This is a genomic window from Streptomyces sp. NPDC001380 (assembly GCF_042895785.1).
GTDB lineage: Bacteria > Actinomycetota > Actinomycetes > Streptomycetales > Streptomycetaceae > Peterkaempfera.
In genome coordinates, this window is sequence record NZ_JBIAWP010000001.1 from 112,106 (window position 1) to 137,307 (window position 25,202).

Annotated in this window: 22 protein-coding genes, 1 pseudogene and 1 riboswitch; of the genes and pseudogenes, 11 read left to right on the forward strand and 12 right to left on the reverse strand. The window is 76.7% G+C overall.

The genetic code is table 11. From position 1 onward, the window contains the following. Nucleotides 1-315 precede the first annotated feature (315 nt). Together ACFY07_RS00535 and ACFY07_RS00540 are read right to left on the reverse strand one after the other, a co-directional pair. Nucleotides 316-705, reverse strand: coding sequence for a VOC family protein (locus ACFY07_RS00535; protein ID WP_390866692.1), 390 nt, complete (start codon nt 703-705; stop codon nt 316-318). Continuing rightward, nucleotides 702-1,007: an ArsR/SmtB family transcription factor gene (locus tag ACFY07_RS00540; protein ID WP_390866693.1), complete on the reverse strand. Its 306-nt coding sequence runs from the start codon at nt 1,005-1,007 to the stop codon at nt 702-704. The genes ACFY07_RS00535 and ACFY07_RS00540 overlap by 4 nt, the downstream gene beginning before the upstream one ends. Nucleotides 1,008-1,213: 206 nt before the next feature. On the opposite strand from ACFY07_RS00540, the gene ACFY07_RS00545 reads away from it, so the two are divergent. The 3 genes from ACFY07_RS00545 to ACFY07_RS00555 all read left to right on the forward strand — a co-directional run bounded on the left by ACFY07_RS00545 (nt 1,214) and on the right by ACFY07_RS00555 (nt 4,486). Continuing rightward, complete coding sequence (locus ACFY07_RS00545) at nt 1,214-1,903, forward strand: HAD family hydrolase (protein ID WP_390866694.1); 690 nt, start codon at nt 1,214-1,216, stop codon at nt 1,901-1,903. Nucleotides 1,904-2,065: 162 nt separating this feature from the next. Then, nucleotides 2,066-2,620 (forward strand): DUF1360 domain-containing protein, encoded by a 555-nt coding sequence (locus ACFY07_RS00550; protein ID WP_390866695.1) that lies wholly within the window; start codon nt 2,066-2,068, stop codon nt 2,618-2,620. A 273-nt stretch (nt 2,621-2,893) separates the two neighbouring features. After that, a complete protein-coding gene (locus ACFY07_RS00555; RefSeq protein ID WP_390866696.1) occupies nt 2,894-4,486 on the forward strand; it encodes a SpoIIE family protein phosphatase in 1,593 nt (530 codons plus the stop codon). A 151-nt stretch (nt 4,487-4,637) separates the two neighbouring features. Here the strand turns inward: ACFY07_RS00555 and def are convergent, their stop codons facing one another. Then, nucleotides 4,638-5,192, reverse strand: coding sequence for a peptide deformylase (gene def, locus ACFY07_RS00560; RefSeq protein WP_390866697.1), 555 nt, complete (start codon nt 5,190-5,192; stop codon nt 4,638-4,640). Between the two features lie 387 nt (nt 5,193-5,579). On the opposite strand from def, the gene ACFY07_RS00565 reads away from it, so the two are divergent. From ACFY07_RS00565 to ACFY07_RS00585, 5 genes are all read left to right on the forward strand, one after another. Beyond that, a complete protein-coding gene (locus ACFY07_RS00565; RefSeq protein WP_230647185.1) occupies nt 5,580-6,848 on the forward strand; it encodes a MurT ligase domain-containing protein in 1,269 nt (422 codons plus the stop codon). A gap of 46 nt (nt 6,849-6,894) precedes the next feature. Continuing rightward, the gene (locus tag ACFY07_RS00570; RefSeq protein WP_230647188.1) at nt 6,895-7,629 is read left to right on the forward strand and encodes a type 1 glutamine amidotransferase; all 735 of its coding nucleotides are present in this window, start codon (nt 6,895-6,897) and stop codon (nt 7,627-7,629) included. A 565-nt stretch (nt 7,630-8,194) separates the two neighbouring features. Further along, on the forward strand, nt 8,195-9,220 hold the full coding sequence (locus ACFY07_RS00575; RefSeq protein ID WP_390866698.1) for a 6-phosphofructokinase: 1,026 nt from the start codon (nt 8,195-8,197) through the stop codon (nt 9,218-9,220). Between the two features lie 150 nt (nt 9,221-9,370). Continuing rightward, nucleotides 9,371-10,339, forward strand: coding sequence for a cytochrome c oxidase assembly protein (locus ACFY07_RS00580; protein ID WP_390866699.1), 969 nt, complete (start codon nt 9,371-9,373; stop codon nt 10,337-10,339). A 142-nt stretch (nt 10,340-10,481) separates the two neighbouring features. Further along, on the forward strand, nt 10,482-10,889 hold the full coding sequence (locus tag ACFY07_RS00585; RefSeq protein WP_390866700.1) for an SSI family serine proteinase inhibitor: 408 nt from the start codon (nt 10,482-10,484) through the stop codon (nt 10,887-10,889). Nucleotides 10,890-11,102: 213 nt separating this feature from the next. Here ACFY07_RS00585 and ACFY07_RS00590 read toward each other — a convergent pair whose 3' ends face one another. The 7 genes and pseudogenes from ACFY07_RS00590 to ACFY07_RS00620 form a co-directional block, all read right to left on the reverse strand. Further along, nucleotides 11,103-11,894, reverse strand: coding sequence for an urease accessory protein UreD (locus ACFY07_RS00590; protein ID WP_390866701.1), 792 nt, complete (start codon nt 11,892-11,894; stop codon nt 11,103-11,105). Further along, on the reverse strand, nt 11,891-12,721 hold the full coding sequence (gene ureG / locus ACFY07_RS00595) for an urease accessory protein UreG (RefSeq protein ID WP_390866702.1): 831 nt from the start codon (nt 12,719-12,721) through the stop codon (nt 11,891-11,893). The genes ACFY07_RS00590 and ureG overlap by 4 nt, the downstream gene beginning before the upstream one ends. Then, nucleotides 12,711-13,430, reverse strand: a complete 720-nt coding sequence (locus ACFY07_RS00600; RefSeq protein ID WP_390866703.1) for an urease accessory protein UreF — start codon at nt 13,428-13,430, stop codon at nt 12,711-12,713. Before ACFY07_RS00600 ends, ureG begins: the two co-directional genes overlap by 11 nt. A gap of 163 nt (nt 13,431-13,593) precedes the next feature. Next, complete coding sequence (locus tag ACFY07_RS00605; RefSeq protein WP_390867041.1) at nt 13,594-15,300, reverse strand: urease subunit alpha; 1,707 nt, start codon at nt 15,298-15,300, stop codon at nt 13,594-13,596. A 147-nt stretch (nt 15,301-15,447) separates the two neighbouring features. Continuing rightward, a pseudogene (locus ACFY07_RS00610) lies at nt 15,448-15,774 on the reverse strand (urease subunit beta); the annotation flags it as partial. Then, entirely contained in the window at nt 15,771-16,073 is a 303-nt protein-coding gene (locus ACFY07_RS00615; protein ID WP_390866704.1) for an urease subunit gamma, read from the reverse strand. The gene ACFY07_RS00615 and the pseudogene ACFY07_RS00610, both read right to left, overlap by 4 nt. Nucleotides 16,074-16,211: 138 nt before the next feature. Continuing rightward, complete coding sequence (locus ACFY07_RS00620; protein ID WP_390866705.1) at nt 16,212-16,520, reverse strand: type II toxin-antitoxin system Phd/YefM family antitoxin; 309 nt, start codon at nt 16,518-16,520, stop codon at nt 16,212-16,214. A gap of 75 nt (nt 16,521-16,595) precedes the next feature. Between ACFY07_RS00620 and ACFY07_RS00625 the strand changes: the two genes are divergently transcribed. Together ACFY07_RS00625 and ACFY07_RS00630 are read left to right on the forward strand one after the other, a co-directional pair. Beyond that, on the forward strand, nt 16,596-17,174 hold the full coding sequence (locus ACFY07_RS00625) for an ATP-dependent Clp protease proteolytic subunit (RefSeq protein WP_390867042.1): 579 nt from the start codon (nt 16,596-16,598) through the stop codon (nt 17,172-17,174). 468 nt (nt 17,175-17,642) lie between these two features. Continuing rightward, nucleotides 17,643-17,866, forward strand: a riboswitch (cyclic di-AMP (ydaO/yuaA leader). 2 nt (nt 17,867-17,868) lie between these two features. Then, entirely contained in the window at nt 17,869-18,456 is a 588-nt protein-coding gene (locus ACFY07_RS00630) for a C40 family peptidase (RefSeq protein ID WP_390866706.1), read from the forward strand. Between the two features lie 63 nt (nt 18,457-18,519). Here ACFY07_RS00630 and ACFY07_RS00635 read toward each other — a convergent pair whose 3' ends face one another. Next, nucleotides 18,520-19,851, reverse strand: coding sequence for an 8-amino-7-oxononanoate synthase (locus ACFY07_RS00635; RefSeq protein WP_390866707.1), 1,332 nt, complete (start codon nt 19,849-19,851; stop codon nt 18,520-18,522). A 121-nt stretch (nt 19,852-19,972) separates the two neighbouring features. On the opposite strand from ACFY07_RS00635, the gene ACFY07_RS00640 reads away from it, so the two are divergent. Continuing rightward, nucleotides 19,973-22,477, forward strand: coding sequence for an RNA helicase (locus ACFY07_RS00640; RefSeq protein WP_230647208.1), 2,505 nt, complete (start codon nt 19,973-19,975; stop codon nt 22,475-22,477). Nucleotides 22,478-22,624: 147 nt separating this feature from the next. Here ACFY07_RS00640 and helR read toward each other — a convergent pair whose 3' ends face one another. After that, nucleotides 22,625-24,772 carry an RNA polymerase recycling motor ATPase HelR gene (helR, locus tag ACFY07_RS00645; protein WP_390866709.1) on the reverse strand — a complete coding sequence of 716 codons (2,148 nt, stop codon included), beginning with the start codon at nt 24,770-24,772 and terminating at the stop codon, nt 22,625-22,627. Nucleotides 24,773-25,202 lie beyond the last annotated feature (430 nt).

Below are 25,202 nucleotides of genomic sequence, written 5' to 3' on the forward strand. Positions count from 1 at the left end.
GTCACCCCCGCGGACACCGGGGCGGTCCGGCACGGCGGCCAGGCGGGGGGCTCCCCGGCGGCTGCGGGCCGCAGCCGCCGGGGAGCCCCGTCGGGAGCCGGGCGTCCGTCCGGCGCAGGCCGTGGCCGGACATGCCCGCACCCCGGGATCCCCGGGGCCGCTGCGCCGCGGCCGAGGGGGCGGCCTCGGCCGGGAGCCGCCGGACGACGGCCGCGCCCGGCCCCCGGGGAGGGCGGTCCGACCCGGCGTGGGACCCGGCCCGGAACCGGAGGCGGAACGCCCGGTGAGCGGGGACGGCAGGCCGTGACGGACGTGCTACGACTTGCTGTGGAGGATCTGGATCAGGTTGCCGCAGGTGTCGTCCAGCACCGCGGTGGTGACCGCGCCCGCCTCCAGCGGCTCCTGGGTGAAGCGCACCCCGAGGCCGCGCAGCCGGTCGAACTCGGCCCGCACGTCGTCCACCGCGAAGGAGGCGGCCGGGATGCCGTCCTGGGCCAGTGCCGTCCTGTACGGCTCCACCGCGGGATGGCCGGACGGCTCCAGCAGCAGTTCGGTCCCGTCGGGGTCCTCCGGCGAGGTCACGGTCAGCCACCGGTGCTCGCCCAGCGGGACGTCGTGCTTCCTCACGAAGCCCAGCACCTCGGTGTAGAAGCGCAGGGCTTGGTCCTGGTCGTCGACGAAGACGCTGGTGAGGTGGATCCTCATGGGGCACTCTCCGGTGTGTCGGGCCTGCGCCATCGGGCCGCGATGCGTTCGAGGGGTCCGGTGTTCAGGTCGTGGAACTTGTAGCGGCCCTGGCGCCGCGAGACGACGAGACCCGCGGACTCCAGGACGGCCAGGTGCTGGCTGACCGCCTGGCGGGACAGCCCCGGACCGCCCTCGGCCGCCAGTCGCGCGCAGATCTCGAACAGGGTCTGGCCGTCCCGCTCCACCAGTCCGTCGAGGATGCGCCGACGGGTGGGGTCGGCGAGCGCCTTGAAGACATCGTCCTCCACGACCACCACCATAGGCAAGTACCTGCTTGCCTGTCAGGGCGGGTGTCCTGCCGCCGCCCGGCCGGGGCGGGCGGCTCCTCCGCCGGCTCGGGGGGCCGGCCGCACTCGTGCGCGCGCATGCCGCCGGGCATGCCGCAGAACTCCCGGACGGCGGAGCATGCCCGCGGCTCCCGTGGGCAGCGGTCCAGTCACGGATGGTCCACGGAACGGAGCGGCGGATGGGCACGGAGGACGGCGGGGGTCGTGGGGCGGCGTTGTTCGACGTGGACGGGACCCTGGTGGACAGCACGTACCTGCACACGGTGACCTGGTGGGAGGCGTTCCACCAGGCCGGGCGGACGGTGCCGATGGCGGACGTCCACCGCGCCGTCGGGATGGGCTCCGACCATCTCCTGGACCACCTGCTGGGCGAGGACCGCGACCGCGGCGGGGACGCCGCCGTCAGCGCCGCGCACCGCACCCTGTACGCCGAGTACTGGCCGCGGCTGGCACCGCTGGAGGGCGCCGCGGAACTGCTGCGGGAGTGCGCCCGCCGCGGCTGGACGGTGGTGCTGGCCAGCTCCGCCGAGGCCGAGGAGCTGGCGGTGATGCGGAAGGCCGTGGGGGCGGACGACGCCGTCGCCGACGCGACGAGCTCGGACGACGTGGAGGGGAGCAAACCCGCGCCCGACCTGGTGCGGCAGTCCCTGGAGCGGGCCGGGGTGCCCGCCGACCGGGCGGTGTTCGTCGGCGACACGGTCTGGGACGTGGAGGCGTGCGGCCGCGCCGGGGTGCCGTGCGTCGGGGTGCTCTCCGGCGGGGTCTCGGAGGCGGAGCTGCGCGGGGCGGGAGCGGCCCAGGTGTTCCGGGGGCCGCGCGACCTCCTGGAGCACATCGACGACAGCCTGCTCGCCGCTCCCCCGGCCTGAGCCGGGGGCCGGGGCTGCCGGGCGCCGGGCGCGGCGCGCGGTTCCCGGCGGCCCTGCGGCGGGCGGGCCCTGCCGCGGCCGTCGTTTCGGCCTCCGGGGCCCGGGTACGCGGAGGCGGCCGGAGCCGGTGGACCTTCCACCGGCGGGCGTTCTGGAGGTGCCATGTCCTCGCACGGGTCCGACGGCCACGACGGCGACCGCGGAGACGACGGGGGTCTGCGCGGCGCGGTCGAGGCGGAGCGGCGGGCCTACGCCGGGGAGTCCGACCACCCGCTCGGCGGCTACGCGGGCGCCATGGGCGTGTACGCGGCCTCGGTCGCCGCGCTCGCCGGCGCCGCCCGCCTCAGCGGGCGGCCGCTGCCCTCGCCGACGCCCTGGGACCTGGTGGTCTGCACCGGCGCGACGCACCGCCTCAGCCGGCTGCTGACCAAGGACCCGGTGACGAGCCCGCTGCGGATGCCCTTCACCCGCTTCCTGGGCACCACCGGACCGGCGGAGCTGAAGGAGGAGGTCCGCGGGTCGGGGGCCCGCAAGGCGATCGGGGAACTGCTGACCTGCCCGTTCTGCGCGGGCATGTGGATCGCCACCGGGCTGTCGGCCGGGCTGGTGTTCGCGCCCCGCGCCACCCGGCTCGCCGCGTTCGCCCTCACCGCGCTGACCGGCTCCGACCTGCTGCACTTCGCACGGGTGCGGATGCAGCAGGCCGTGGGCGAGTGACGGGGGCCCCTCCGCGCCGGGGCCGCCGGAGCCGGGCGCCCGCCGACGGGACCTGACCGGACCGGCGGGTCCGGGGCCCGCCGGCCCGCCGCGGCGTGCGGCCGCGCCCCGGCGGCCCCCGTCGCTGGCGCGCCGCCGCAGGTTGGGCGAGGATCACTGCATGAGGCGTGCGGTCGTACGGATGGGGTCGGCACCGCTCGCGCGCTCGCGCGCGGCGGCATGTCCGGGGGCTGCCGGGGGTGTCGAGGCACGCCCGCGGACGGGCGGCGGGCCGTGACCGCGGGCCTGCCGGGGACCGTCCTGGTGGTCGACGCCCGGACCGGCCGGCGGCCGGTGGCCGAGTGGCTGCGGCGCGCCGGGCACCGGGTGGTCGAGGCGGCGGACGGCGCCCAGGCGCTGGCCGCCCTCGGCAACCCCGACGACCTGCCCGAGGCGGCCGTCATCGACGTGCGGCTGCCCGACATGAGCGGCCACGAGGTCTGCGACTACATCAAAGGACGCCCCAGCACGGCGGCGCTCCCGGTGGTCCACATCTCGGACTCGGCGGCGCTGACGGCGTCGGCGGACCGCACGCGGGGCCTGGAGCGCGGGGCCGACGCCTACCTCACCGAGCCCGTCGCCCCGGAGGAGCTGCTGGCGACCGTCGGGGCCCTGCTGCGGTACGGGCGCGCGCGGCGGCGGGCCGAGCGGCTGGCGGCCCGGATGACGCAGCTCAACCGGGCCACCCTGGCCGTGTACGCGGCGACCCGGGTGGAGACCCTGGCCGCAGCGGCCGTGTCCGGGGCGGCCCGTCTGATGTCCTCGCCCGCGGCGGCGGTGGTCCTCTCCCCCGACGGGCGGGTGCTGCGAATGACGTCGCCGACGCCGGCGGGCCGCCCGGAGGTGCGGGCGGCCCATCCGGGCCTGCTGCAGTGGCTGGGGAGCTGCGCGCTGGGCGACCGGATCGGGGCCGGCCTGGCGGTGGTGCCGCACCGCGACTGGAAGGAGCAGGTGCCCGACGCGGTCTTCGACGGCGACGTGTGCCTGGTGCTGGCCCGCACCAAGCGGGCGCGGCCCCCGGTGTGCCTGGCGGTGGAGGCGTCGTCGGTGGAGGACGCCGAGGACCGGGAGCTGCTCAACCAGCTGGCCCACGGTTCCGCGATGGCGGTGGAGGCGCTGCGCACGTACTCGGAGGAGCACTCGCTGGCGCTGACCCTGCAGCGGAGCTTCCTGCCCAGCCGCTTCCCGCGGGTGGCGGGCGTGGAGCTGGCGGTCCGGTACGTGCCGGCGTCGACCCAGGCGGAGATCGGCGGCGACTTCTACGAGGCGGTGGAGACGCCGCACGGCCTGCTGCTGGCCATCGGGGACGTCGCCGGGCACTCGCTGGAGGCGGCGGCGGTCATGGGCGAGCTGCGGCACGCGCTGCGGGCCTACGCCGCCGAGGGCCACGGGCCGCGTGAGGTGCTGGACCTGCTGGACGGGCTGCTGGTGCGGTTCCAGCCCGGTGTCACGGCGACGGTCTGCCTGGCGCTGGTGGAGCCCGGCGGGCGGCGGGTGCGGATCGCCAACGCGGGCCACCTGCCGCCGCTGCTGCTCGACCCGGTCGGCGGCACGCGGTACTCGGCGGCCCGCGGCACGCTGCTGGGTCTGGGCGTGGGGCATCCGGAGCCGGTGGTCGAGGACGTGGCCCCGGGCACCCGGGTGCTGCTGGTCACCGACGGCCTGGTGGAGGTCCGCGGGGTGGACCTGGAGGACAGCCTCGCGGCGCTGCGGCGGACGGCGGAGGAGGGCCCCGCCGACCTGGAGCAGCTGTGCGACGCGCTGGTGACGGTGTTCGGGGTCGGCAAGGGCGACGACATCGCGCTGCTGGCGGCCCGCTGCGGCTGAGGGGCGGACCCGTCGCCGGACGGGCGCCCGCGGGCACCGGCCCCGGCCCGTACGGGCCCGCCGGGGTCGGGGAGCCGGGGCGCCGCGCGGAGGCCGGGGGGGGGGGGGAGGCCGGGGGGCGGGAGGCCGGGCAGCGGGAGGGCGGTCGGCGTCAGGCGGCGGGCAGGCCGGCGCGGCGGACGGCGCGCAGGGCACGGCGGCGCCGCAGGCCGGTGAGCCCGTCCAGGAAGAGGCCGCCGTCGAGGTGGCCCGTCTCGTGCAGGAGGCAGCGGGCGAAGAAGCCGGTCCCCTCCACCCGCAGCGGGCGCCCGGCCGGGTCGTACCCCTCGACCACGGCGCGGTCCGGGCGGGTCGTGCCGGCCCGGACGCCGGGCACCGAGAGGCAGCCCTCCTCCCCGGTGACGGTCACCCCGTCGGCCTCGACGAGGACGGGGTTGACGACGGCGCCGAGGTGGCGGACGTCCTCGTCGTCGGGGCAGTCGTGCACGAACACCCGCAGCGGGACGCCGATCTGGTTGGCCGCCAGGCCGACACCGTCCTCGGCGTACATGGTGGCGAACATGTCCTCGACCAGCCGGGCGAGGTCGGCGTCGAACGCGGTGACCGGCGCGCAGGGCTCGCGGAGGACCGGGTCGCCGAGGACGCGCACGGGGTGGACGCGGCCGGAGCTGCCGGGGATGCGGACGCGGGTGGTGCCTGCTGCCATGGTGCCGAGCCTATCCGGGCCCGGCCGGGGTCCGTACCGGTCGGGTCGGCGGGAGGCGCCCCCGGCACGGCCGGCCGGTGGGGGCGTGCGCGGCGCCGGCGCTCCCGCCGCGGCCGGCCCCGGCACGGCCGGCCGCGGCGGTGGCGGTGGCTGCGGTGGCGGTGGCTGCGGTGGCGGCCGTCCGGGCGGCCCCGGCTGACGCCCGGTGAGGGCCGCCGTGGCGCGTCCGGCGAGGCCACGGAGGGTCCGCCGGAGGGGACGCGCACGATCTGCGGGGGTGGGGCGCGCGGCGCCGGGCGCGGGAGTCGGTAGGCTGACGGCGTCCCCGTTGCCCCAGCGGCCGTGTTCCGGCCAGGGTGGCGCCGCACCGAGGAGGAACCACTGACGATGCCAGGCACCGGTTCGGAGGCCCCGGCGCAGGGCGGGCGCGACGCGTCGCTGCCCGCACGCGCGAAGATCGCCGTCACTGCCGGCCGGGTGGCGGCCGCAGTCTCCCGCACGGCGGGCCGCGGCAGCGGCTCGGTCATCGGCGGCAAGGTCGCGCTGAGGCTCGACCCCGACCTGCTGGCCAAGCTCGCCGACCACCTGGACGTCGTCCTGGTGAGCGCGACCAACGGCAAGACCACCACCACCCGTCTGATCGCCGAGGCGCTGCGCGCCGCCGGTCCCGTGGTCTCCAACGCGCTGGGCGCCAACATGCCCGCCGGCATCACCGCGGCGCTGGCGGGCGGCAGCGAGTCCCGCTTCGGTGTGATCGAGGTGGACGAGAAGTACCTGGCCGGTGTGGCCCGGGACACCCGCCCCAAGGCGATCGCCCTGCTCAACCTCTCCCGCGACCAGCTGGACCGCGCGGCCGAGACCCGCATGCTGGCCGAGCGCTGGCGCGAGGGTCTGAAGGACACCGAGGCCGTCGTCATCGCCAACGCGGACGACCCGCTGGTGACCTGGGCCGCGTCGTCCTGCCGCCGGGTGGTGTGGGTGGCCGCCGGACAGGCGTGGAAGGAGGACGCCTGGTCCTGCCCGTCGTGCGGCGGCGTCATGCAGCGCCCCGGCGACGACTGGTTCTGCGCGGAGTGCGGCTTCCGCAGGCCGCAGCCGCACTGGGCGCTGTCGGGCAGCCACGTGTACGACCCGCAGGGCGCCGCGTGGCCGATCCAGCTCCAGCTGCCGGGCCGGGCGAACCTGGCCAACGCCGCCACCTCGGCGGCGGTCGCGGCCGTGTTCGGCGTGCCGCCGGCGACCTCGCTGCAGCGGATGCAGTCGGTGGCCGCGGTCGCGGGCCGGTACGACGTGGTGACGTACGAGGGCCGCCAGGTGCGCCTGCTGCTCGCGAAGAACCCGGCCGGCTGGCTGGAGACGTTCTCGCTGATCGACGGCCCGCCGACGCCGGTGGTCCTCTCGGTGAACGCGCTGGACGCGGACGGCACCGACACCTCGTGGCTGTGGGACGTGGACTACGAGGGCCTGGTGGGCCACCCGTTGTTCGTGATGGGGCAGCGCAAGCTCGACCTGGCCGTCCGGCTGGAGGTCGCGGGCCTGCCGTTCCAGGTGGTCGACTCGCTCGCGGAGGCGGTCCGGACGGCCCCGCAGGGCCGCATCGAGGCCATCGCCAACTACACCGCGTTCCAGCAGCTGCGCCGCGCGGTCGCGGGCTGAGACGGCGGGCGGCAACACCGATGACGTGGGAGATCGAGGGACGAGCATGAGTGACAGCAGCCTGCGCCTGGTGTGGGTCTACCCCGACCTGCTGAGCACGTACGGCGACCGCGGCAACGTGCTGGTGGTGGAGCGGCGGGCGCGCCAGCGCGGCCTGGACGTCGCCCGCATCGACGTGCGGTCCGACCAGCCCGTCCCGACCAGCGGCGACATCTACCTGATCGGCGGCGGCGAGGACCGGCCCCAGCGGCTGGCCGCGGAGCGGCTGCGCGTGGACCCGGGCCTGCCGCGGGCGGTGGACAACGGCGCCATCGTCTTCTCGGTCTGCGCGGGGTACCAGATCCTGGGCCACGAGTTCATCAACGACCTGGGGCAGCGCGAGGCGGGCCTGGGCCTGCTCGACGTGCACAGCACCCGCGGCGAGGGCGCCCGCAACGTCGGCGACATCCTCGCGGAGGTCGACCCGCGCCTGGGCCTGCCGCCGCTGACCGGCTTCGAGAACCACCAGGGCGTCACGCACCTGGGCCAGGGCGTCTCCCCGCTGGCGACCGTCCAGGTCGGCGGCGGCAACGGCACCGGCGACGGCACCGAGGGCGCCTGGCGCGACACCGTGTTCGGCACCTACCTGCACGGCCCGGTGATGGCCCGCAACCCCGCCATGGCCGACCTGCTGCTCAAGCTGGCGCTGGACGTCAGCGCCCTGCCGCCGGCCGACAACACCTGGTACGACGCGCTGCGCGGGGAGCGGATCGCGGCGGCCCGGCAGCAGCAGAGCGCCTGACGGCCGCACGGGGGGCACGGGACCGCCGCAGGGCGGGGCCCGCGCCCGCCGCACGCCACGGCTTTCCGCGGTCCCGGCGCACGCACGGGCCGGGCCGCACGCCCGCGCTCCCCGTGCGCCGGGGTCCGGGGACGCCCGGCCGTGGGAGGCTTGTCCCATGGCGCGGGCCGGCGTGGTGCGGCGGCCGGCCCCGTCGGGAGCCCCCGGCGCCCGGAGGACGACCGGGCACCGGGTGCCGCACGGCACCGCCCCGTACGCTGGGGCGGGAAGCGCGGGTGACCGCACGCCGAACAACTGCACACGGGGTGCCCGCGCGACCCGCAGGGCACCCCGCGATGGCCTCCAGCGCGGGGGCGCCGAAGGCGCCGCCCCCGCCTCCGCCCCCGTCTGGCCGGACGCCGGGGCCGGTATGATCGGATGAGGATGACCGTGATCCGATCCGACGCCTTCCGTCATCCCCGCGGCAACCTCCTCGCCGGACCGGCGTCGGAGCCGGCCGCTACGGTGGCGGAGTCGTCCCAACGTGTAGTCCGGCCGTCCGGTTCTGCTCGGGAGTTGCAAAGCGATGCGTATTGGTGTGCTGACCAGCGGCGGTGACTGCCCTGGTCTGAACGCCGTGATCCGTTCCGTGGTCCACCGCGGAGTGGTCGACCACGGTGACGAGATCATCGGGTTCGAGGACGGCTGGCGCGGCCTGCTGGAGGGCTGCCACCGGCCGCTGACCCTGGACTCGGTGAGCGGCATCCTCGCCCAGGGCGGCACGATCCTGGGCTCCACCCGGGTCCAGCCCAGCCACCTGCGCGACGGCGTCGCGCGGGCCAGGAAGTACTGCGAGGACCTCGGCCTCGACGGGATCATCCCGATCGGCGGCGAGGGCACCCTCAAGGCCGCACGGCTGCTCAGCGACGGCGGCGTGCCGATCGTCGGCGTCCCCAAGACCATCGACAACGACATCGCCTGCACCGATGTCACCTTCGGCTTCGACACCGCCGTCTCGGTCGCCACCGAGGCGCTGGACCGGCTCAAGACCACCGCCGAGTCGCACCAGCGCGTCATGGTGGTCGAACTCATGGGCCGCCACACCGGCTGGATCGCCCTGCACGCCGGCATGGCGGCGGGCGCCCACGCCATCGTGGTGCCCGAGCGGCCGTTCAACATCGACAAGGTCACCGAGGTCGTCCGCGAGCGCTTCGACCGCGGGAAGAAGTTCGCCATCGTGGTCTGCGCCGAGGGCGCCAAGCCGGAGCCGGGCACCATGCACTGGGAGGCCGGCACCACCGACATCTACGGCCACGAGCGCTTCACCGGCGTCGCCACCCAGCTCTCCCGCGAGCTGGAGCACCGCCTGGGCAAGGAGGCGCGGCCGGTGATCCTCGGCCACGTGCAGCGCGGCGGCACCCCCACCGCGTACGACCGGGTGCTGGCCACCCGGTTCGGCTGGCACGCCGTGGAGGCCGTCCACAAGGGCGCCTTCGGCCACATCACCGCCCTCCAGGGCACCGACATCAAGCTGGTGCCGCTGGCCGACGCCGTCGCCGACCTCAAGACGGTCCCGGCCGAGCGCTACGCCGAGGCCGAGACGGTCGTCTGAGGCACGCAGCCCCGGCACGGCACGCACGGACGCGGCCGCCGTCCACCGCCCACCCCGGCGGCGGACGGCGGCCGCGGCGGTTCTACCCTGGTTCGGTCGGAAGTCGGGCGAAACGCCCGGCGCCGGAGCGAGGGAAAGCGGGATCCGCCCATGGGCGACGGCATGGCAGGGATGCACCACCACGGGGGGGTGCCCGGACCGTACACGCTGTCGACCGCCCTCACCTGGTCGCCGGACTGGGTCTTCCTGCTCGGCGGCCTCGCCGGGCTGCTGCTGTACTGGGCGGGCGCGGTGCGGCTGTGGCGGCGCGGCGACCGGTGGTCCGCCGGCCGGGCCGCCGCCTGGACGGGCGGCGTGGCCACGGTGCTGCTCACCACCTGCACCGGGCTGAACGACTACGGCATGGTGCTCTTCAGCGCCCACATGCTCCAGCACATGGTGCTCAGCATGCTCTCCCCCATCCTGCTGCTGCTCGGCGCGCCGATCACCCTGACGCTGCGCGCCCTGCACCCGGCGGGCAAGGGGCGCACCGGGCCGCGCGAGCTGGCCGTGAAGCTGCTGCACAGCCGGTACGTGCGGGTGGTCTCGCACCCGGCGTTCACCATCCCGCTCTTCATCGCCAGCCTGTACGGGCTGTACTTCACGCCGCTCTTCGACACCCTGATGGGCAGCCGGGTCGGGCACGTCGCGATGATGGTGCACTTCCTGGCGGTCGGCCTGGTCTTCTTCTGGCCGATCATGGGCGTGGACCCGGGGCCGCACCGGCCCGGCTTCGTGATGCGCATCCTGGAGCTCTTCATGGGGATGCCGTTCCACGCCTTCTTCGGCGTGGCCGTGATGATGGCGGGCCACCTGCTGGTCGACACCTTCGCGCACCCGCCGGCGGTGCTCGGCGCGGCCCCCCTGGCCGACCAGCAGATCGCGGGCGGCATCACCTGGGCCTTCGGCGAGATCCCGACCGCGATCGTGCTGATCGCGCTGGTCTTCCAGTGGTCCCGCTCGGAGGACCGGCAGGCGCGGCGGCGCGACCGGGCGGCCGACCGCGACGGCGACGCCGAGCTGACCGCGTACAACGCCTACCTCGCGTCGCTGGACACGCGGTCGCGGCAGGCCGGCTGAGGTTCCGGAGGCCGGGAGGGTCCACGGGGGCCGGTCCGGGGCGGCGCGCCCACGTTCGGGTGAGGCGGCGCGCCCCGGACCGGCCCCCTGCGGTAGGAGTGGCTGCGACGCCCGCAGACCCGCACCGCGCCCGGAGGTCCCGATGCCCTGGAGCCACACCCTCGCCGCCGCCGGACTGGCGGCCGCCGCCCTCGGCCTAGCCGCCCCGCCGGCGGCCGCGGACCCGGGCGGCTCCCCCGGCGGCCGCCTGGTGCTCACCCTGCACAGCGGGGAGGACGTCTCCGGCCGGGTGCTGGACTCGGTGGTGCTGGAGTGCGGCCCGGACGGCGGCCCGCACCCGGACCCGGCCGCCGCCTGCGACGCGCTGCGGGCCGCCGGGGGCGACCCGGCGGCGCTGCGGGCGCAGCGGGGCGTGATGTGCCCGATGGTCTACGCGCCGGTCACGGGCGAGGCCACCGGGACGTGGGACGGCCGGGCGGTGGGGTTCGCCCGCCGGTACGCCAACCGGTGCGCGGCAGGGGCGGAGTCGGGGGGCGTCTTCCGGTTCTGACGGTTCCGGTTCCGACGGCCCCGGTTCCGACGGCCCCGGTTCCGACGGCCCCGGTTTTGAGGGCCCCGGTTTTGAGGGCTCCGGGGCAGCGCGCGCCCGGGGTCCCGCCCGGACGGGCACGGTCCCGACGACGGGGTGGCTGCCGGGACCGGGGGCCGGTACGGGTCCCGGGCGGATCGGCGCGGGCGGGGACGGGGACGGGGACGTGGACGGTCAGGGCGGTCCGGCCGGGTCCGGGGCGGGGAGCAGGCGGCGCAGGGCGAGGGCGTCGGGGGCGGCGGCGGTGAGGAGGACGGCGGGGCAGCCGGGCAGCGGCAGGAGGGCCGCGTCGGCGCCGTCGGGCGGGGCGGGGAGCACCGGCGGGCCGTCCCCGGGGGCGGCGTGCAGCAGGTGCCCGCAGGCCCGGTGGCCGGCGAGGACGGCGGGGCCGTCCCAGCCGGGGGCGCCGGGGCCCAGGTCGGTCCGCTGGTCCAGGACGGTGCGGCCGCCGTGGCGGACGGTGAGCCGGGAGGTGATGCGGCCCGGCTCCTCCCCGTACCGGCCGAGGACCTGCTCCTCGCGCAGCAGCAGGCGGGCCCCGGGGGCGAGGTCGATGCGGGTGTCGGCGAGCAGGCGGCTGCCCGCGGCGGCGACGACCGGCTCGGGCAGCCACTCCAGGACGGCCCCGGCCTCCACCCGCAGCACCACCGCGCAGTGGGCCGCCTCGCCGCCGCGGCCGGGCAGCGCGACCGTGGCGGCGGCCGAGGTGACGCGCAGGGCTGCGCCCGCCCGCACCTCGGCCTCGATCCGCAGCCGGTCCCCGCCGAGCGGTCCGGCCATGGCGCCGACGAGGGTGGCCTGGGCGGTGCGCGGACCGCCGGGGCCGCGGGTGCGGCGCACGGCGAGCGGGCCGCTCCCGGCGAGGACCGGGAGGGCGGTGCCGCCCCGGCCGTCGGGGGCGGCGGTGATGCGGACGGCGGCCCGCACCGCCGAGGGGGGCGGTGCGGGGGCGGCGGTCCGGGTCATGCGGGGGCGCCGGCGGGTCCGGGGGCGCCGGGGCCGCCGTCGGCGGCCCGCCAGGCGGCGAGCCGCTCCAGGACCCAGGAGGCGACGGGGGCGACCCCGTCCGGGGCGGCCAGCGAGCAGAAGACGGTGGGCAGGTCGCCGCGCTGGGCACGGGCGTCGCGGGCCATCACGCCGAGGTCCGCGCCGACCAGCGGGGCGAGGTCGGTCTTGTTGACGACCAGCAGGTCGGAGCGGGAGACGCCGGGGCCGCCCTTGCGCGGGACCTTGTCCCCGCCCGAGACGTCGATGACGAAGACCTGGGCGTCGACCAGGCCCTGGCTGAAGGTGGCGGTGAGGTTGTCGCCGCCGGACTCCACCAGGACGAGGTCGAGCGGGCCGAGGGCGTCCTCCAGCTCCTCGACGGCCTCGATGTTGGCGGAGATGTCGTCGCGGATGGCGGTGTGGGGGCAGCAGCCGGTCTCGACGGCGGCGATCCGCTCGGGCGGGAGCACCGCGTTGCGCAGCAGGAACTCGGCGTCCTCGGTGGTGTAGATGTCGTTGGTGACGACGGCGATGGACAGCCGGTCCCGCAGGGCCCGGCAGAGGGCGGCGACCGTGGCGGTCTTGCCGGAGCCGACCGGGCCGCCCAGGCCGATCCGCAGGGCGCGGCGGCGGTCGCCGCCGGGTCGTGCGGCGGGGACGGGGGCCGGGGCGGCTGCGGGGTCCGGGACGGTGGCGTGGTCCGGGACGGTGGCGGGGGGTGCGGCGGCCGCGGGGGGTGCGGCGGGGGCCCAGGTGTGGCGGGTGGGGACGGCGGCGCCGGGGTCGTCGGCGTGGTCACGATGCAAAGAGACGCACCTTCCAGGAGGCGTGCTGCTCGGCGTAGTGGTCGAGCAGCGGGGCGGAGGCGGCGGGCAGGGCCCCGGGGCCCAGGGCGCGGGCGTCGCCGGCGGCCTCGACCGCGTCGGCGGCGATCCGGTCGGCGGCGGGGGCGAGGCGGGCGAGGACGGCGGCGACGGCGTACGGGTCCAGGCCGAGGAGGCGCACGCAGGCGGTGGCGGGGCCGTTGACGCTCTCGTACGCGGCGGCCGCGGCCGCGTCGCCGGGGCCGAGTCCGGCGGCGGTGGCGGTGAGGCCGAGGGCGACGGGCTGGTGGGGGCCGCCGGGCAGGGCGGCGGCGAGGTCGTCGAGGGCGGGGGCGGGCCAGGCGGCGCGGGCCGCGCGGAGCAGCTGGCGTCCGAGGCGGCGGGAGGCGGAGCGCTGGGCCGGCGAGGGGGTGCGGGCGTCGGCGGCCGCGTCCAGCTCCAGCGGGTCGAGGCCGTCGGCGGCCGCGGCGGCGAGGGCCGCCGCGGTGAGTCCGGCGGTGTGCAGGCGGCCGGTGAGGAAGGCCTCCAGGGTGGCGGTGTCGTGGATCCGGCCGGCGTGGACGGCGGCCTCGGCGCCGCCGGAGTGGGCGTGGCCGCCGGCCGGGAAGCGGCCGTCGGCGAGGAGCAGCAGGGCGGTGCGGGCGGCCGGTCCGCCGTCGCCGCTTCCGCTGCGGGTGGTCGAGGGGTGCACGGTTCTCCCGGGGGGTTCGGGCCCGGTCGGGCCTGAGGGGTCGGGCCGGGAAGGCGGGGGGCCGGGGGCGGGGTCGGCGCCCGGAGGGCGGGCCGGCCCCCGAGGGGGCCGGCCACGGCCGGGCCCCGGCGGGGGTGCGGGGTCCGGGCGGGCCCGGGCGGGATCAGAAGAGGAAGTACCGCTGGGCCATCGGCAGCTCGGCGGCCGGGGCGGGCTCCACGATCCCGCCGTCGACGGTGACGGTGAAGGTGTCGGGGTCGACCCGGACGTCGGGGCGGGCGGTGTTGTTCACCATGTGGTCCTTGGTGACGCCGCGGGTGCTGCGGATGGCCGTGAAGGGCTTGCCGAGGCCGAGCCGCTCCGGCAGGCCGTCCTCCAGGGCGGCGGGGGCGGTGAAGTTGACGGAGTTGGCGGCGGGGGCGCGGCCGGCCGCGCCGAACATGGGGCGCGGCAGCACCGGCTGCGGGGTGGGGACGGAGGCGTTGGCGTCGCCCATCTGGGCCCAGGCGATCTGCCCGCCCTTGATCACCAGGTCGGGCTTGACGCCGAAGAACGCCGGGGACCACAGCACGAGGTCGGCGAGCTTGCCGGGCTCGACGGAGCCGATCTCGTGGTCGATTCCCTGGGCGACGGCGGGGTTGATCGTGTACTTGGCGACGTAGCGGCGGGCCCGGTGGTTGTCGGCGCGCCCGTCGCCGGGCAGGGCGCCGTTGCGGCGCTTCATCACGTGGGCGGTCTGCCAGGTGCGCAGCACCACCTCGCCGATGCGGCCCATGGCCTGCGAGTCGGAGCTGACGATGGAGATGGCGCCCAGGTCGTGCAGGTGGTCCTCGGCGGCGATGGTGGAGGGCCGGATGCGGGACTCGGCGAAGGCCAGGTCCTCGGGCACGGACGGGCTGAGGTGGTGGCAGACCATCAGCATGTCGAGGTGCTCCTCGACGGTGTTGACGGTGTGCGGGCGGGTCGGGTTGGTGGAGCTGGGCAGGATGTTGGCCTGCGAGACCACGCTGATGATGTCGGGGGCGTGGCCGCCGCCGGCGCCCTCGGTGTGGTAGGCGTGGACGCCGCGCCCGGCGATGGCGGCCAGGGTGTCGTGGACGAACCCGGCCTCGTTGAGGGTGTCGGTGTGCAGGGCGAGCTGGGCGCCGGTGGCCTCGCAGACGCGCAGGCAGGCGTCGATGGCGGCGGGGGTGGCGCCCCAGTCCTCGTGGATCTTGAAGCCCAGGGCCCCGGCGCGGAGCTGGGCGTGGAGGGCGTCCGGGTTGACGGTGCTGCCCTTGCCGAGCAGGCCGACGTTGACCGGGAGGCCGTCCATGGCCTCGAACATCCGGGCGAGGTGCCAGCCGCCGGGGGTGACCGTGGTCGCCTTGGTGCCCTCGGCCGGTCCGGTGCCGCCGCCGACCAGGGTGGTCACGCCGGAAGCCAGCGCCTCGTCGGCGAGCTGCGGGCAGACGAAGTGGACGTGGGCGTCGACGGCGCCCGCGGTGAGGATCCGGCCGTTCCCGGCGATCACCTCGGTCTCGGGGCCGATCACCAGGCCGGGGTGGACGCCGTCCATGGTCTCCGGGTTGCCGGCCTTGCCGAGGGCGGTGATCCGGCCGTCGCGGATACCCACGTCGGCCTTGACCACACCCCAGTGGTCGAGCACGACCGCGCCGGTGACGACCGTGTCGGGGGCGTCCTCGGCGCGGCTCGCCCGGGACTGGCCCATGGACTCGCGGATGACCTTGCCGCCGCCGAAGACGGCCTCGTCGCCGCCGCCCGCGAGGTCCCGCTCGACCTCGACGAGCAGGTCGGTGTCGGCGAGGCGGATCCGGTCGCCGGCGGTGGGGCCGTACAGGTCGGCGTAGCGGGCGCGGGTGACGACCAGGGCGGGGGCGGGGGCTTCGCGGCCAGGGGCGGCGGGTCCGGGCCCGGGCCCGGCCGGGTCCTGCACGGCGGTGTCCTGCGCGGCCGCCTCCCGGCCTCCGGGGTCCTGCGCGGCCGCCTCCCGGCCGCCCGGAACGGCGTCGAGCGGCCCCGCGGTCCCGCCGCGCAGCCCCGCCACCTCGCGGCGGCCGCCGAGCGGGACGAGCCCGACCTCGGCCGGGATGCCCGGCTCGAAGCGGACCGCGGTGCCCGCCGGGATGTTCAGCCGCAGGCCGTACGCGGCGGCGCGGTCGAACTCCAGCCCGGGGTTGGCCTCGGCGAAGTGGTAGTGGGAGCCGACCTGGACCGGCCGGTCGGCGGCGTTGACGACGGTGAGCCGGGTGACGGGCCGTCCGTGGTTGAGGCCGACCGTGCCGTCGCCGTGCAGGACCTCCCCCGGCACCGGCCCGGGGGTGCCGCCCGCGGGGGCCGTCACGCGAGGGGCCCGTGGACGGTGACGAGCTTGGTGCCGTCCGGGAAGGTCGCCTCGACCTGCACGTCCGGGACCATCTCCGGGACGCCGTCCATGACGTCGTCGCGGCCGAGGACGGTCCGCCCGGACTCCATCAGCTCGGCGACGCTCCGCCCGTCGCGGGCGCCCTCCAGGATGTGGGAGGTGATCAGCGCGACGGCCTCGGGGTGGTTGAGCCGCAGTCCCCGGGCCCGGCGGGCGCGGGCGACGTCCGCCGCGACGTGGATGAGCAGGCGCTCCTGCTCGTGGGGGGTCAGTCTCACGGGTGCGCACCTCGGCTCCGGTCGGAGGGTGCGGACACGCCGTTGTGCCGCGGTGGCGCTCCCGCACGCGGCGCCGCGGCCGCCTCGCGGGAGGTCGTGCTCGTGCCCGCCACCGTAGCGGAGAGGGGGCGCCCCTGGTCAGAGGTCCCGCAGGTCGGGGTCGCGTCGTGTCGCGGGGGGCTCCGGGGCGCGGGCGGCGATGCCGAACGGGCGGGCGGGCGCCCGGTCCGGCCCCGTGCCGGGCCCCGAGACCGCGGAGACCGCGCGGGCGGGCGCGTCCTGCCCGGCGTCCAGACGGCGCAGCCGCTCCAGGTCCTCGGCGGGGACCAGGGCGGCGACGGTGCGCCCGTGGCGGGTCAGCGCGATCCGCTCGCCGCCGTACGCGACCCGGTTCACGAGGTCGGCGAGGGCGGCGCGGGCTTGTGTGACCGGAATGTCGGCAGGCATGCCGGCATTCTCGCGTTCTGTACATTCTGTACGCAACCGGGAGCCGACCGGGAGAGGTGGAACACCGTGCAGCACATGCCGTGGAGCCCCGCACCGTCCCCGTACGACCGGCTGCTGCGGGAGCAGCGCACCGTCTTCCTGCGCGGGCCGCTGGACGACGCGGCGGCCGGGGAGCTGGTCGCGCAGCTGGTGGAGCTGGACGAGGCCGCCCCGGACGCCCCGGTGAGCCTCTGCGTCCACTCCCCCGGCGGCCCCTTCGAGGCGTTCGCGGCGGTGCACGACACGATGCGGCACCTCTCCCCCGAGGTGGGGACGGTGTGCGCGGGGCGGGCGGAGGGCACCGCGGCGCTGCTGCTGGCGGCGGGCACGCCCGGCAGGCGGGTCGTGCTGCCGGGGTCGTCCGTGGTGCTGCGGGAGCCGGCGGCGGAGGGGCTGCGGGGCCGCGCGGCGGACCTGGAGGCGCGCGTCCGGCACCTGGAGCGCACCCGGCGGCGGGTGGTGGAGCTGCTCGCCGGGTACTGCGGCCGGACGCCGGAGCGGGTCGCGGCCGACCTGGGGCGGGGCCGGTACCTGGAGGCGGCGGAGGCGGTCGGCTACGGACTGGCGGACCGGGTCGCCGAGCGGGGCGCGCTGCGGCCGGAGCCGGGCGCCTGACACCGGATCACTCCGGCGGCGGCCGGGCGGGTCCCGGCACGGCCGGGACCGACAGGGGCAAACCCTGACAACGCGTCGGCCGGGGACGGGTGGCGGCCGGGGCCCCCGATCCGCCCCGGACGGGTGAACGGCCCACCCGGACGGGCCCCGGGGCGGCGTGTCGCCCGCGTGCCGCAGCCCGCTCCCCCGGATGCAGGAGCACCGGTCCGCGCGGGGTCGCCGACAGGCGGGGAGAACGGGGGAACCGCGCCTTCCGGATACGCGCGTTCCCCCAGGTGAAAGCGCTTTTCTGAAGTACTGTCACCCGGGTGGCGCAGGAGCGCGGAATACCCGCCCGGACGCGGCTTCCGGTTCCGGTTCAACCGGGTGACAAGTGTCACAAAGGCCGGTCCCGAGATGAAGAACAGTCAGGAATCTGCCAATACTGGCGGCCGAACGCGACAAGTCCCCGTCACCGTGGCGGGGCGATCCGGTCGGACGCCTAATCCCGTCACCGGCCCGGATGTCAGGCGCGAACTCGTTTTCGACGGGAGCGGGAGACCCGAGCACGACGGGGTGGGAGCTCCTCCTCCGCGGCAGCGCCGCGGCGGGGGTGGTCGCCGCCTCTTGGGGTGAAGCCACCACGGTGGCCGGGCAGCTTTCGGTGCCCGAATCCGACAGGTCACCTTTCGCAGGCGGTTCCGGAAGGACATGCATGTCCGCGATGTCTCGCACCCGTGCCGCAGTGCGCCGCGAACCCTCCGCCGGCACCGCCCCCTCGGGGCGGCGGGCCGCCGAGGAGGGCAGCGATAGCCGCCCCCACCTGGGGCGCAGCAGCGGCACCCGGCGCAGCCGGCTCGTCAACCGCGTGGGGGCGACCGCCGTCCTGACGGCGGCCGCGGTGGCGGGCGCCGGCCTGGCGCCCGGCCTGTCCGGCACGGCGGACGCCGGGACGCTGTCCGCCAAGGCCCTGAGGATCGCCGCCGGCAAGCGGGGGGCGCCGTACGTGTACGGGGCCGCCGGGCCGACCCGGTTCGACTGCTCGGGCCTCGTGATGTGGTCGTACCGGAAGGCTGGCAAGACCCTTCCGCGCACCGCTCAGGCCCAGTACAACCGCACGCACCACATCCGGTCGGGCAGCCGCCGGCCGGGGGACCTGGTCTTCTTCCACAGCGGTTCGAGCGTTTACCACGTCGGTATCTACGCGGGCAGCGGGAAGATCTGGCACGCACCCCATTCGGGGGCCCGGGTGCGTCTGGAGCGCATCTGGACGAAGAGCGTCTGGTACGGCCGGATCGGCTGATCCGGAATACCGCGATCCCGTCGGGGGCCGTTCGGCGGAACGGCCCCCGACGGGATCACCCGTTTATCGGAATGCATTCCGCGGGGCCGTCCGGGAAAGGACGCCGACCACCCGGTCGACCTGCTCGGACGTGAGGTCGCCGCGGGCGGTGAGCCGCAGCCGGGACAGGCCGTCGGGGACGGACGGCGGACGGAAGCAGCCCACCGCGACCCCGGCCGCCCGGCAGTCCGCGGCCCACGCCACGGCCTCCTGCGGGGAGGGCGCCCGGACCGACACCACGGCGGCGGCCGGGTCGGAGACGTGCAGCCCGGCGGCGGCGAGGCCGTCGGCGAGCAGCCGCGCCACCTCGCGGGCCCGGTCCGCGCGCTGCGGCTCCTCGCGGAGCAGGCGCAGCGCCCCGAGGGCGGCCCCCGCGGCCGCGGGGGCCAGCCCCGTGTCGAAGATGAAGGTGCGCGCCGTCTCGGTGAGGTGGCGGATCACCCTGCGGGGGCCGAGCACCGCCCCGCCCTGGGAGCCGAGCGACTTGGAGAGGGTGGCGGTGACCACCGTGTCGGGGGCGCCGGCCAGCCCGCACCCGGCCGCCGCGCCCGCCCCGCCCGGGCCGAGGACGCCGAGGCCGTGGGCGTCGTCGACGAGCAGCGCGGCGCCGTGCGCGCGGCAGGCCGCGGAGAGCTCCGGCAGCGGCGCCGCGTCGCCGTCCACGGAGAAGAGGGAGTCGGTGACGACGAGCGCCGGACCGGCGTGCGCGGCCAGCGCCGCCCGGACCGCCGCCGGGTCGCGGTGCGGCACCGGGCGGACCTGCGCCCGGGAGAGCCGGCAGCCGTCGATCAGCGAGGCGTGGTTGTGGGCGTCGGAGACGACGAGGGAGCCGGGGCCGGTGAGCGCGGTGAGGGCGGCCAGGTTGGCGGCGTAGCCGGACGAGAACACCAGTGCGGCCTCGGCGCCGCAGAACTCCGCGAGCTCCTCCTCCAGGGCGGTGTGGAGCGCGGTGGTCCCGGTGACCAGCCGGGAGCCGGTGGCGCCGCCGCCCCAGCGCAGCGCGGCGTCGGCGGCGGCCCGGGTCACCCGGGGGTGGCGGACCAGGCCCAGGTAGTCGTTGCCCGCCAGGTCGAGCACCGGGTCGTCGGCGGGGCGGCTGCGCAGGGTGCGGGTGAGCCCGGCGCGGGCGCGCTGCTCGGCGGCGCGGTCGAGCCAGTCGAAGACGGCGCCGGGGCCGGCGGGCGGTGCGGCGGGCGGCGCCGGGGCGGCCGGGCGGTCCGGGGACGCCGGGCCGGCGGCCGCGGGCGGGGCGCCGGAAACCCCGGCGGAAGGCTCGGTGGAAAGCTCGGCGGAGACCTCGGCGGAAAGCCCGGCGGCGGACGCTGCGGCGGGCTCGGCGGCGGTGGGGTGGGCCATGCCGGGCACTCTGGCACGGGCCGCCGGAGGGCGGCAACGCGTTCCCGGCCACACCGGCGCGTACCGGGCGGGGCGACGCGGAGCTTTGCCCGGGTCCGGGCCGACCAGGCAGTATGGGGCGGTGAGCCTCATCGACGAGCTGCCCGGCAGCGCTGACCCCGACACCCTCTTCGAAGTCTTCGCCGGCTGGGCCGAGGAGCGGGGGATCACGCTGTACCCCCACCAGGAGGAGGCGCTGATCGAGATCGTCTCCGGGGCGAACGTCATCCTCAACACGCCCACCGGCTCCGGCAAGAGCCTGGTGGCGGCGGGGGCGCACTTCGCGGCGCTCGCCCGCCGGGAGCGCACCTTCTACACCGCGCCCATCAAGGCGCTGGTGTCGGAGAAGTTCTTCGAGCTGGTGAAGATGTTCGGCACGGACAACGTCGGCATGATGACGGGCGACGCCAGCGTCAACCCGACCGCCCCCGTCATCTGCTGCACCGCCGAGGTGCTCGCCAACATCGCGCTGCGCGACGGCGAGCGGGCCGACATCCACCAGGTGGTGATGGACGAGTTCCACTTCTACGCCGAGCCGGACCGCGGCTGGGCGTGGCAGGTGCCGATCCTGGAGCTGCCGCAGGCGCAGTTCCTGCTGATGTCGGCGACGCTCGGCGACGTCCGCCGCTTCGAGGGGGACCTGACGCGCCGTACGGGCCGCCCGACGACGGTGGTGAAGTCGGCGGAGCGGCCGGTGCCCCTCTTCTACGAGTACCGGCGCACCACCATGCACGACACCCTGGAGGAGCTGCTCTCCACCGGGCAGGCCCCCGTGTACGTCGTCCACTTCACCCAGGCGGCGGCGGTCGAGCGGGCCCAGTCCCTCATGTCGATCAACATGTGCAGCAAGGCGGAGAAGGACGCCATCGCCGCGCTGATCGGCAACTTCCGCTTCACCACGAAGTTCGGCCGCAACCTGTCGCGCTACGTGCGGCACGGCATCGGCGTGCACCACGCCGGCATGCTGCCCAAGTACCGGCGGCTGGTGGAGCGCCTGGCGCAAGCCGGCCTGCTGAAGGTCATCTGCGGCACGGACACCCTCGGCGTGGGCGTCAACGTGCCGATCCGCACGGTGCTGTTCACCGCGCTCAGCAAGTACGACGGGCAGCGGGTGCGCCTGCTGCGGGCCCGCGAGTTCCACCAGATCGCGGGCCGCGCCGGGCGGGCCGGCTTCGACACCGTCGGCCAGGTGGTGGCGCAGGCCCCCGAGCACGTGGTGGAGAACGAGAAGGCGCTGGCCAAGGCGGGCGACGACCCGAAGAAGCGGCGCAAGGTGGTCCGCAAGAAGGCGCCCGAGGGCTTCGTCAACTGGGGCGAGGAGACCTTCGAGCGGCTGATCGCGGCCGAGCCCGAGCCGCTGGTCTCCCGGTTCCGGGTGAGCCACGCGATGCTGCTGTCGGTCATCGGCCGGCCCGGCAACGCCTTCGAGGCGATGCGGCGCCTGCTCACCGACAACCACGAGGAGCGCCCGGCGCAGCGCCGCCACATCCGCAACGCGATCGCCATCTACCGCTCGCTGCTGGACGCGGGCGTGGTGGAGCGGCTGCCCGAGCCGGACGCGGAGGGCCGCATCGCCCGGCTCACCATGGAGCTGCAGGAGAACTTCGCGCTCAACCAGCCGCTCTCCACCTTCGCCCTGGCCGCGTTCGAGCTGCTGGACCCGGCGTCGCCGACGTACGCGCTCGACGTGATGTCGGTGGTGGAGTCCACCCTCGACGACCCGCGGCAGATCCTCGCCTCGCAGGAGAACAAGGCCCGCGGCGAGGCCGTGGCGCAGATGAAGGCCGACGGGGTCGAGTACGAGGAGCGCATGGAGCGCCTCCAGGACATCTCCTACCCGAAGCCCCTGGAGGAGCTGCTCGGCCACGCCTACGACGTGTACCGGCGCGCCCACCCGTGGATCGGCGACCACCCGCTGCGGCCCAAGTCGGTCGCCCGCGACCTGTACGAGCGGGCGATGACCTTCACCGACTACGTCGGCCACTACGAGCTGGCGCGCGGCGAGGGCCTGGTCCTGCGCTACCTGGCGGGCGCGTACAAGGCGCTGGAGCAGACGGTGCCGGAGGACGTGAAGACCGACGACCTCAAGGACCTCGTCGCGTGGCTCGGCGAGCTGGTCCGCCAGGTCGACTCCAGCCTGCTCGACGAGTGGGAGCAGCTGGCCAACCCGACGGAGGAGGACGGCTCCCCGGCCGTGATGGAGGAGCGGACCACGCCGGTCACCGCCAACACCCGGGCCTTCCGGGTGCTGGTCCGCAACGAGATGTTCCGCCGGGTGGAGCTGGCCGCCCTGGAGCGGTACCACGAGCTCGGCGAGCTGGACGGCGAGCACGGCTGGGACGCCGACCGCTGGGCGGACGCCATGGACGCCTACTGGGACGAGCACGACGACCTGGGCACCGGCCCGGACGCGCGCGGGCCCAAGCTGCTGCTCATCGAGGAGGAGCGCGGGCTGTGGCGGCTGCGCCAGGTCTTCGACGACCCGGCGGGCGACCACGACTGGGGCATCTCCGCGGAGGTGGACCTGGCCGCCTCCGACGAGGCGGGGCACGCCGTGGTGCGGGTCACCGCCGTGGACCGGATGTAGGGACGCGCGTGCGGCGGGCCTCCCCCGACCGGGGAGGCCCGCCGCGTCCGGGCCGGTACCGGTCCCCGGGGCCGCCGGGCCGGTACGGGGCGCCCGCGGCCGCCGGGCCGACGTCGCCGGCCCGCCGTCGTGCCGCCCCGGCCGGCGTCAGGAGTCCGTGAGGACCACGAGCTGCCGGGTCGCCCGGGTCATCGCGACGTAGCGGTCGACCGCCCCCTCCGCACCCCCGCCGAACGCCTCCGGGCCGACGAGGACGACCAGGTCGAACTCGAGCCCCTTCGCCAGCTCCGGGGTGAGCGACCGGACGCGGGGCGTCGCCCGGAACGCCGGGTCGCCGATGACGCAGGCGGTCCCGTCGGCGTGCTCGGCGAGCCAGGCGCCGAGGACCGCGTCCAGGTCCCGGACGGACCCGTGGACGACGGGGACGCCGCTGCTGCGGACGGAGACCGGCACGTTGGCGTCCGGGAGCACCGCCCGGATGACCGGCTCGGCCTCCGCCATGACCTCCTCCGGCGTCCGGTAGTTGACGCCCAGGGAGGCCACCTCGACCCGGTCGAGCCCGATCCGCCCCAGCCGCTCCCGCCACGACTCCGTGAACCCGTGCCGGGCCTGGGCGCGGTCCCCCACGACGGTGAGGCTCCGGGAGGGGCAGCGGAGCAGCAGCATCCGCCACTCCGCGTCGGTCAGCTCCTGGGCCTCGTCCACGACGACGTGCGCGAACGGGCCGGCGAGCCGGTCCGGGTCGGCGCCCGGCAGGGCGGTCCCGTCGACCAGGCTGTCCAGCAGGTCCTGTCCGCGCAGCATCGTCACCGCGCCCTCGCCGTCGTCGTCGGCCTCGAGCAGGCGGTCCACGACGGCGGCCATGCGCGCGCGCTCGGCGGCGACGGCGGCCTCGTGCCGGCTCCTCCGCCGTTCCGCCCGCGGGTCGCCGAGCCGGTGCCGCGCCGCGTCCAGCAGCGGCAGGTCGGACACCGTCCAGGCCCGGGGATCCTCGCGCTGCAGCCTCCGGACCTCGTCGGGGCCGAGCCAGGGAGCGCACAACCGCAGGTAGGCGGGGACCGACCACAGGTCCCCGACGAGGTCGGCCGCGTCGAGCAGCGGCCATGCGCGGTCGAGGGCCCCCGTCAGCTCCTCGTCCTCCAGGAGCGCCCTGCGGAGCAGACCGGGCGGGACGTCCTCGTCGTGCCGGGCCGCCAGGATCGCGAGCAGCTCCTCCCGGATCTGCCCGCGCGCCTCGTTGTGCGGGGTGCCCGGCTCCGGCGCCTCGAACGCCTCGGCCCAGTCGTCCGGGCCCAGCCACACGTCGGACCAGTCGGTCGTGACGGTCATCCCCTCGGCGGGCGGCTCCTCGTAGAACCGGACGGCCGCCTCGACCGCCCCCAGCATGTCCGCGGACGACTTCAGCCGGGCGGCCTCCGGGTCGGTCTCGGCCGTCGCCCCGGCCCCCTCCGCGACGAGGTCCCGCAGGGTGCACGTCCGCACGCCCTCCTCCCCGAGGCTCGGGAGGACGTCGGCGACATGGTCCAGGTAGGGCTGGTGCGGGCCGACGAACAGCACGCGGCCCCGGCCGCGGGCGAGCCGGGGGTCGGAGTGGAGGAGGTAGGCGGAGCGGTGGAGGGCGACGACGGTCTTCCCCGTGCCCGGGCCGCCGTCCACGACGAGGGCGCCGCGGGACCCGGCCCGGATGACGGCGTCCTGGTCGGCCTGGATGGTGGCGAGCACGTCCCGCATCCGGGGCGACCGGTGGGCGCCCAGCTCGGCGATGAAGGCGGACTGGTCGTCGAGCGCGGCGTGCCCCTCGAGCCCGTCCGCGGTGAACACCTCGTCCCAGTAGTCGCTGATCCGGCCGCGGGTCCAGCGGTACCGGCGGCGGCTCGCCAGGCCCATCGGGTCGGCGTGGGTCGCGGCGAAGAACGGCTCGGCCGCCGGGGAGCGCCAGTCGACCAGCAGCCGGCGGCCCGCGCCGTCGGTGAGGCCGAGCCGTCCGACGTACACGGGCTCGGGGTCGTCGGCGCGGACGATGCGGCCGAGGCACAGGTCCAGGCCGAAGCGGCGCAGGGCACGCAGGCGGCCGGTCAGCCGGTGGACCTCCGCGTCCCGGTCCATCGCGGCCCGGCCGACGCCTCCGGGCGCCCTGCGCGCGGCGTCGAGGCGGTCGGACAGGTCGGCGACCGTCTGCTCGAGGCTCTGCGCGACGACCGCGAAGTGCCGCTCGTCGCCGGCGGTCAGCGCCGGGTCGGCCTTGGCGGAGAGGTGGTCGGGGAGGTCGAAGGCGCCGGTGGTCAGAGGGCCCATGTCAGCGGCTCCGATCCGCGGCCGGCGCCGCGCCGTCCGGCGCCGCGGGGCACCGCGGAGCGCGGAGCCCCGCCCCGGTACCGGGCACCCGCCTCCTCGGCGCAGGTCCGGCCACCGGTCCGACGTCACCGCACGGCCCGCCGGGCGACGAAAACACGCACACGTCGTGAATCTCCCATTTCTTCAGGTTCCGTCCCAGGCGGGCCATTCTGGGGCAGCACCGGGGCCTTGCCGCAAGACCCCCCATGCGCTGTACGTTGAGAATGGCGAGGAGAGGGTGTTCCCTCTTTCCTCGCCTTTCGTCGTCCCCGGGCCGCGCAGGGCGGCGGTGCGCCGCGACGGGGCGGAAGGTCTCCGCGCGGCCCGTCACCGGGCCGCGCCGGGAGGGCGGCGGGCCGGCCACCCGTCCGTCCGGGCCGGGCAGCCGGGG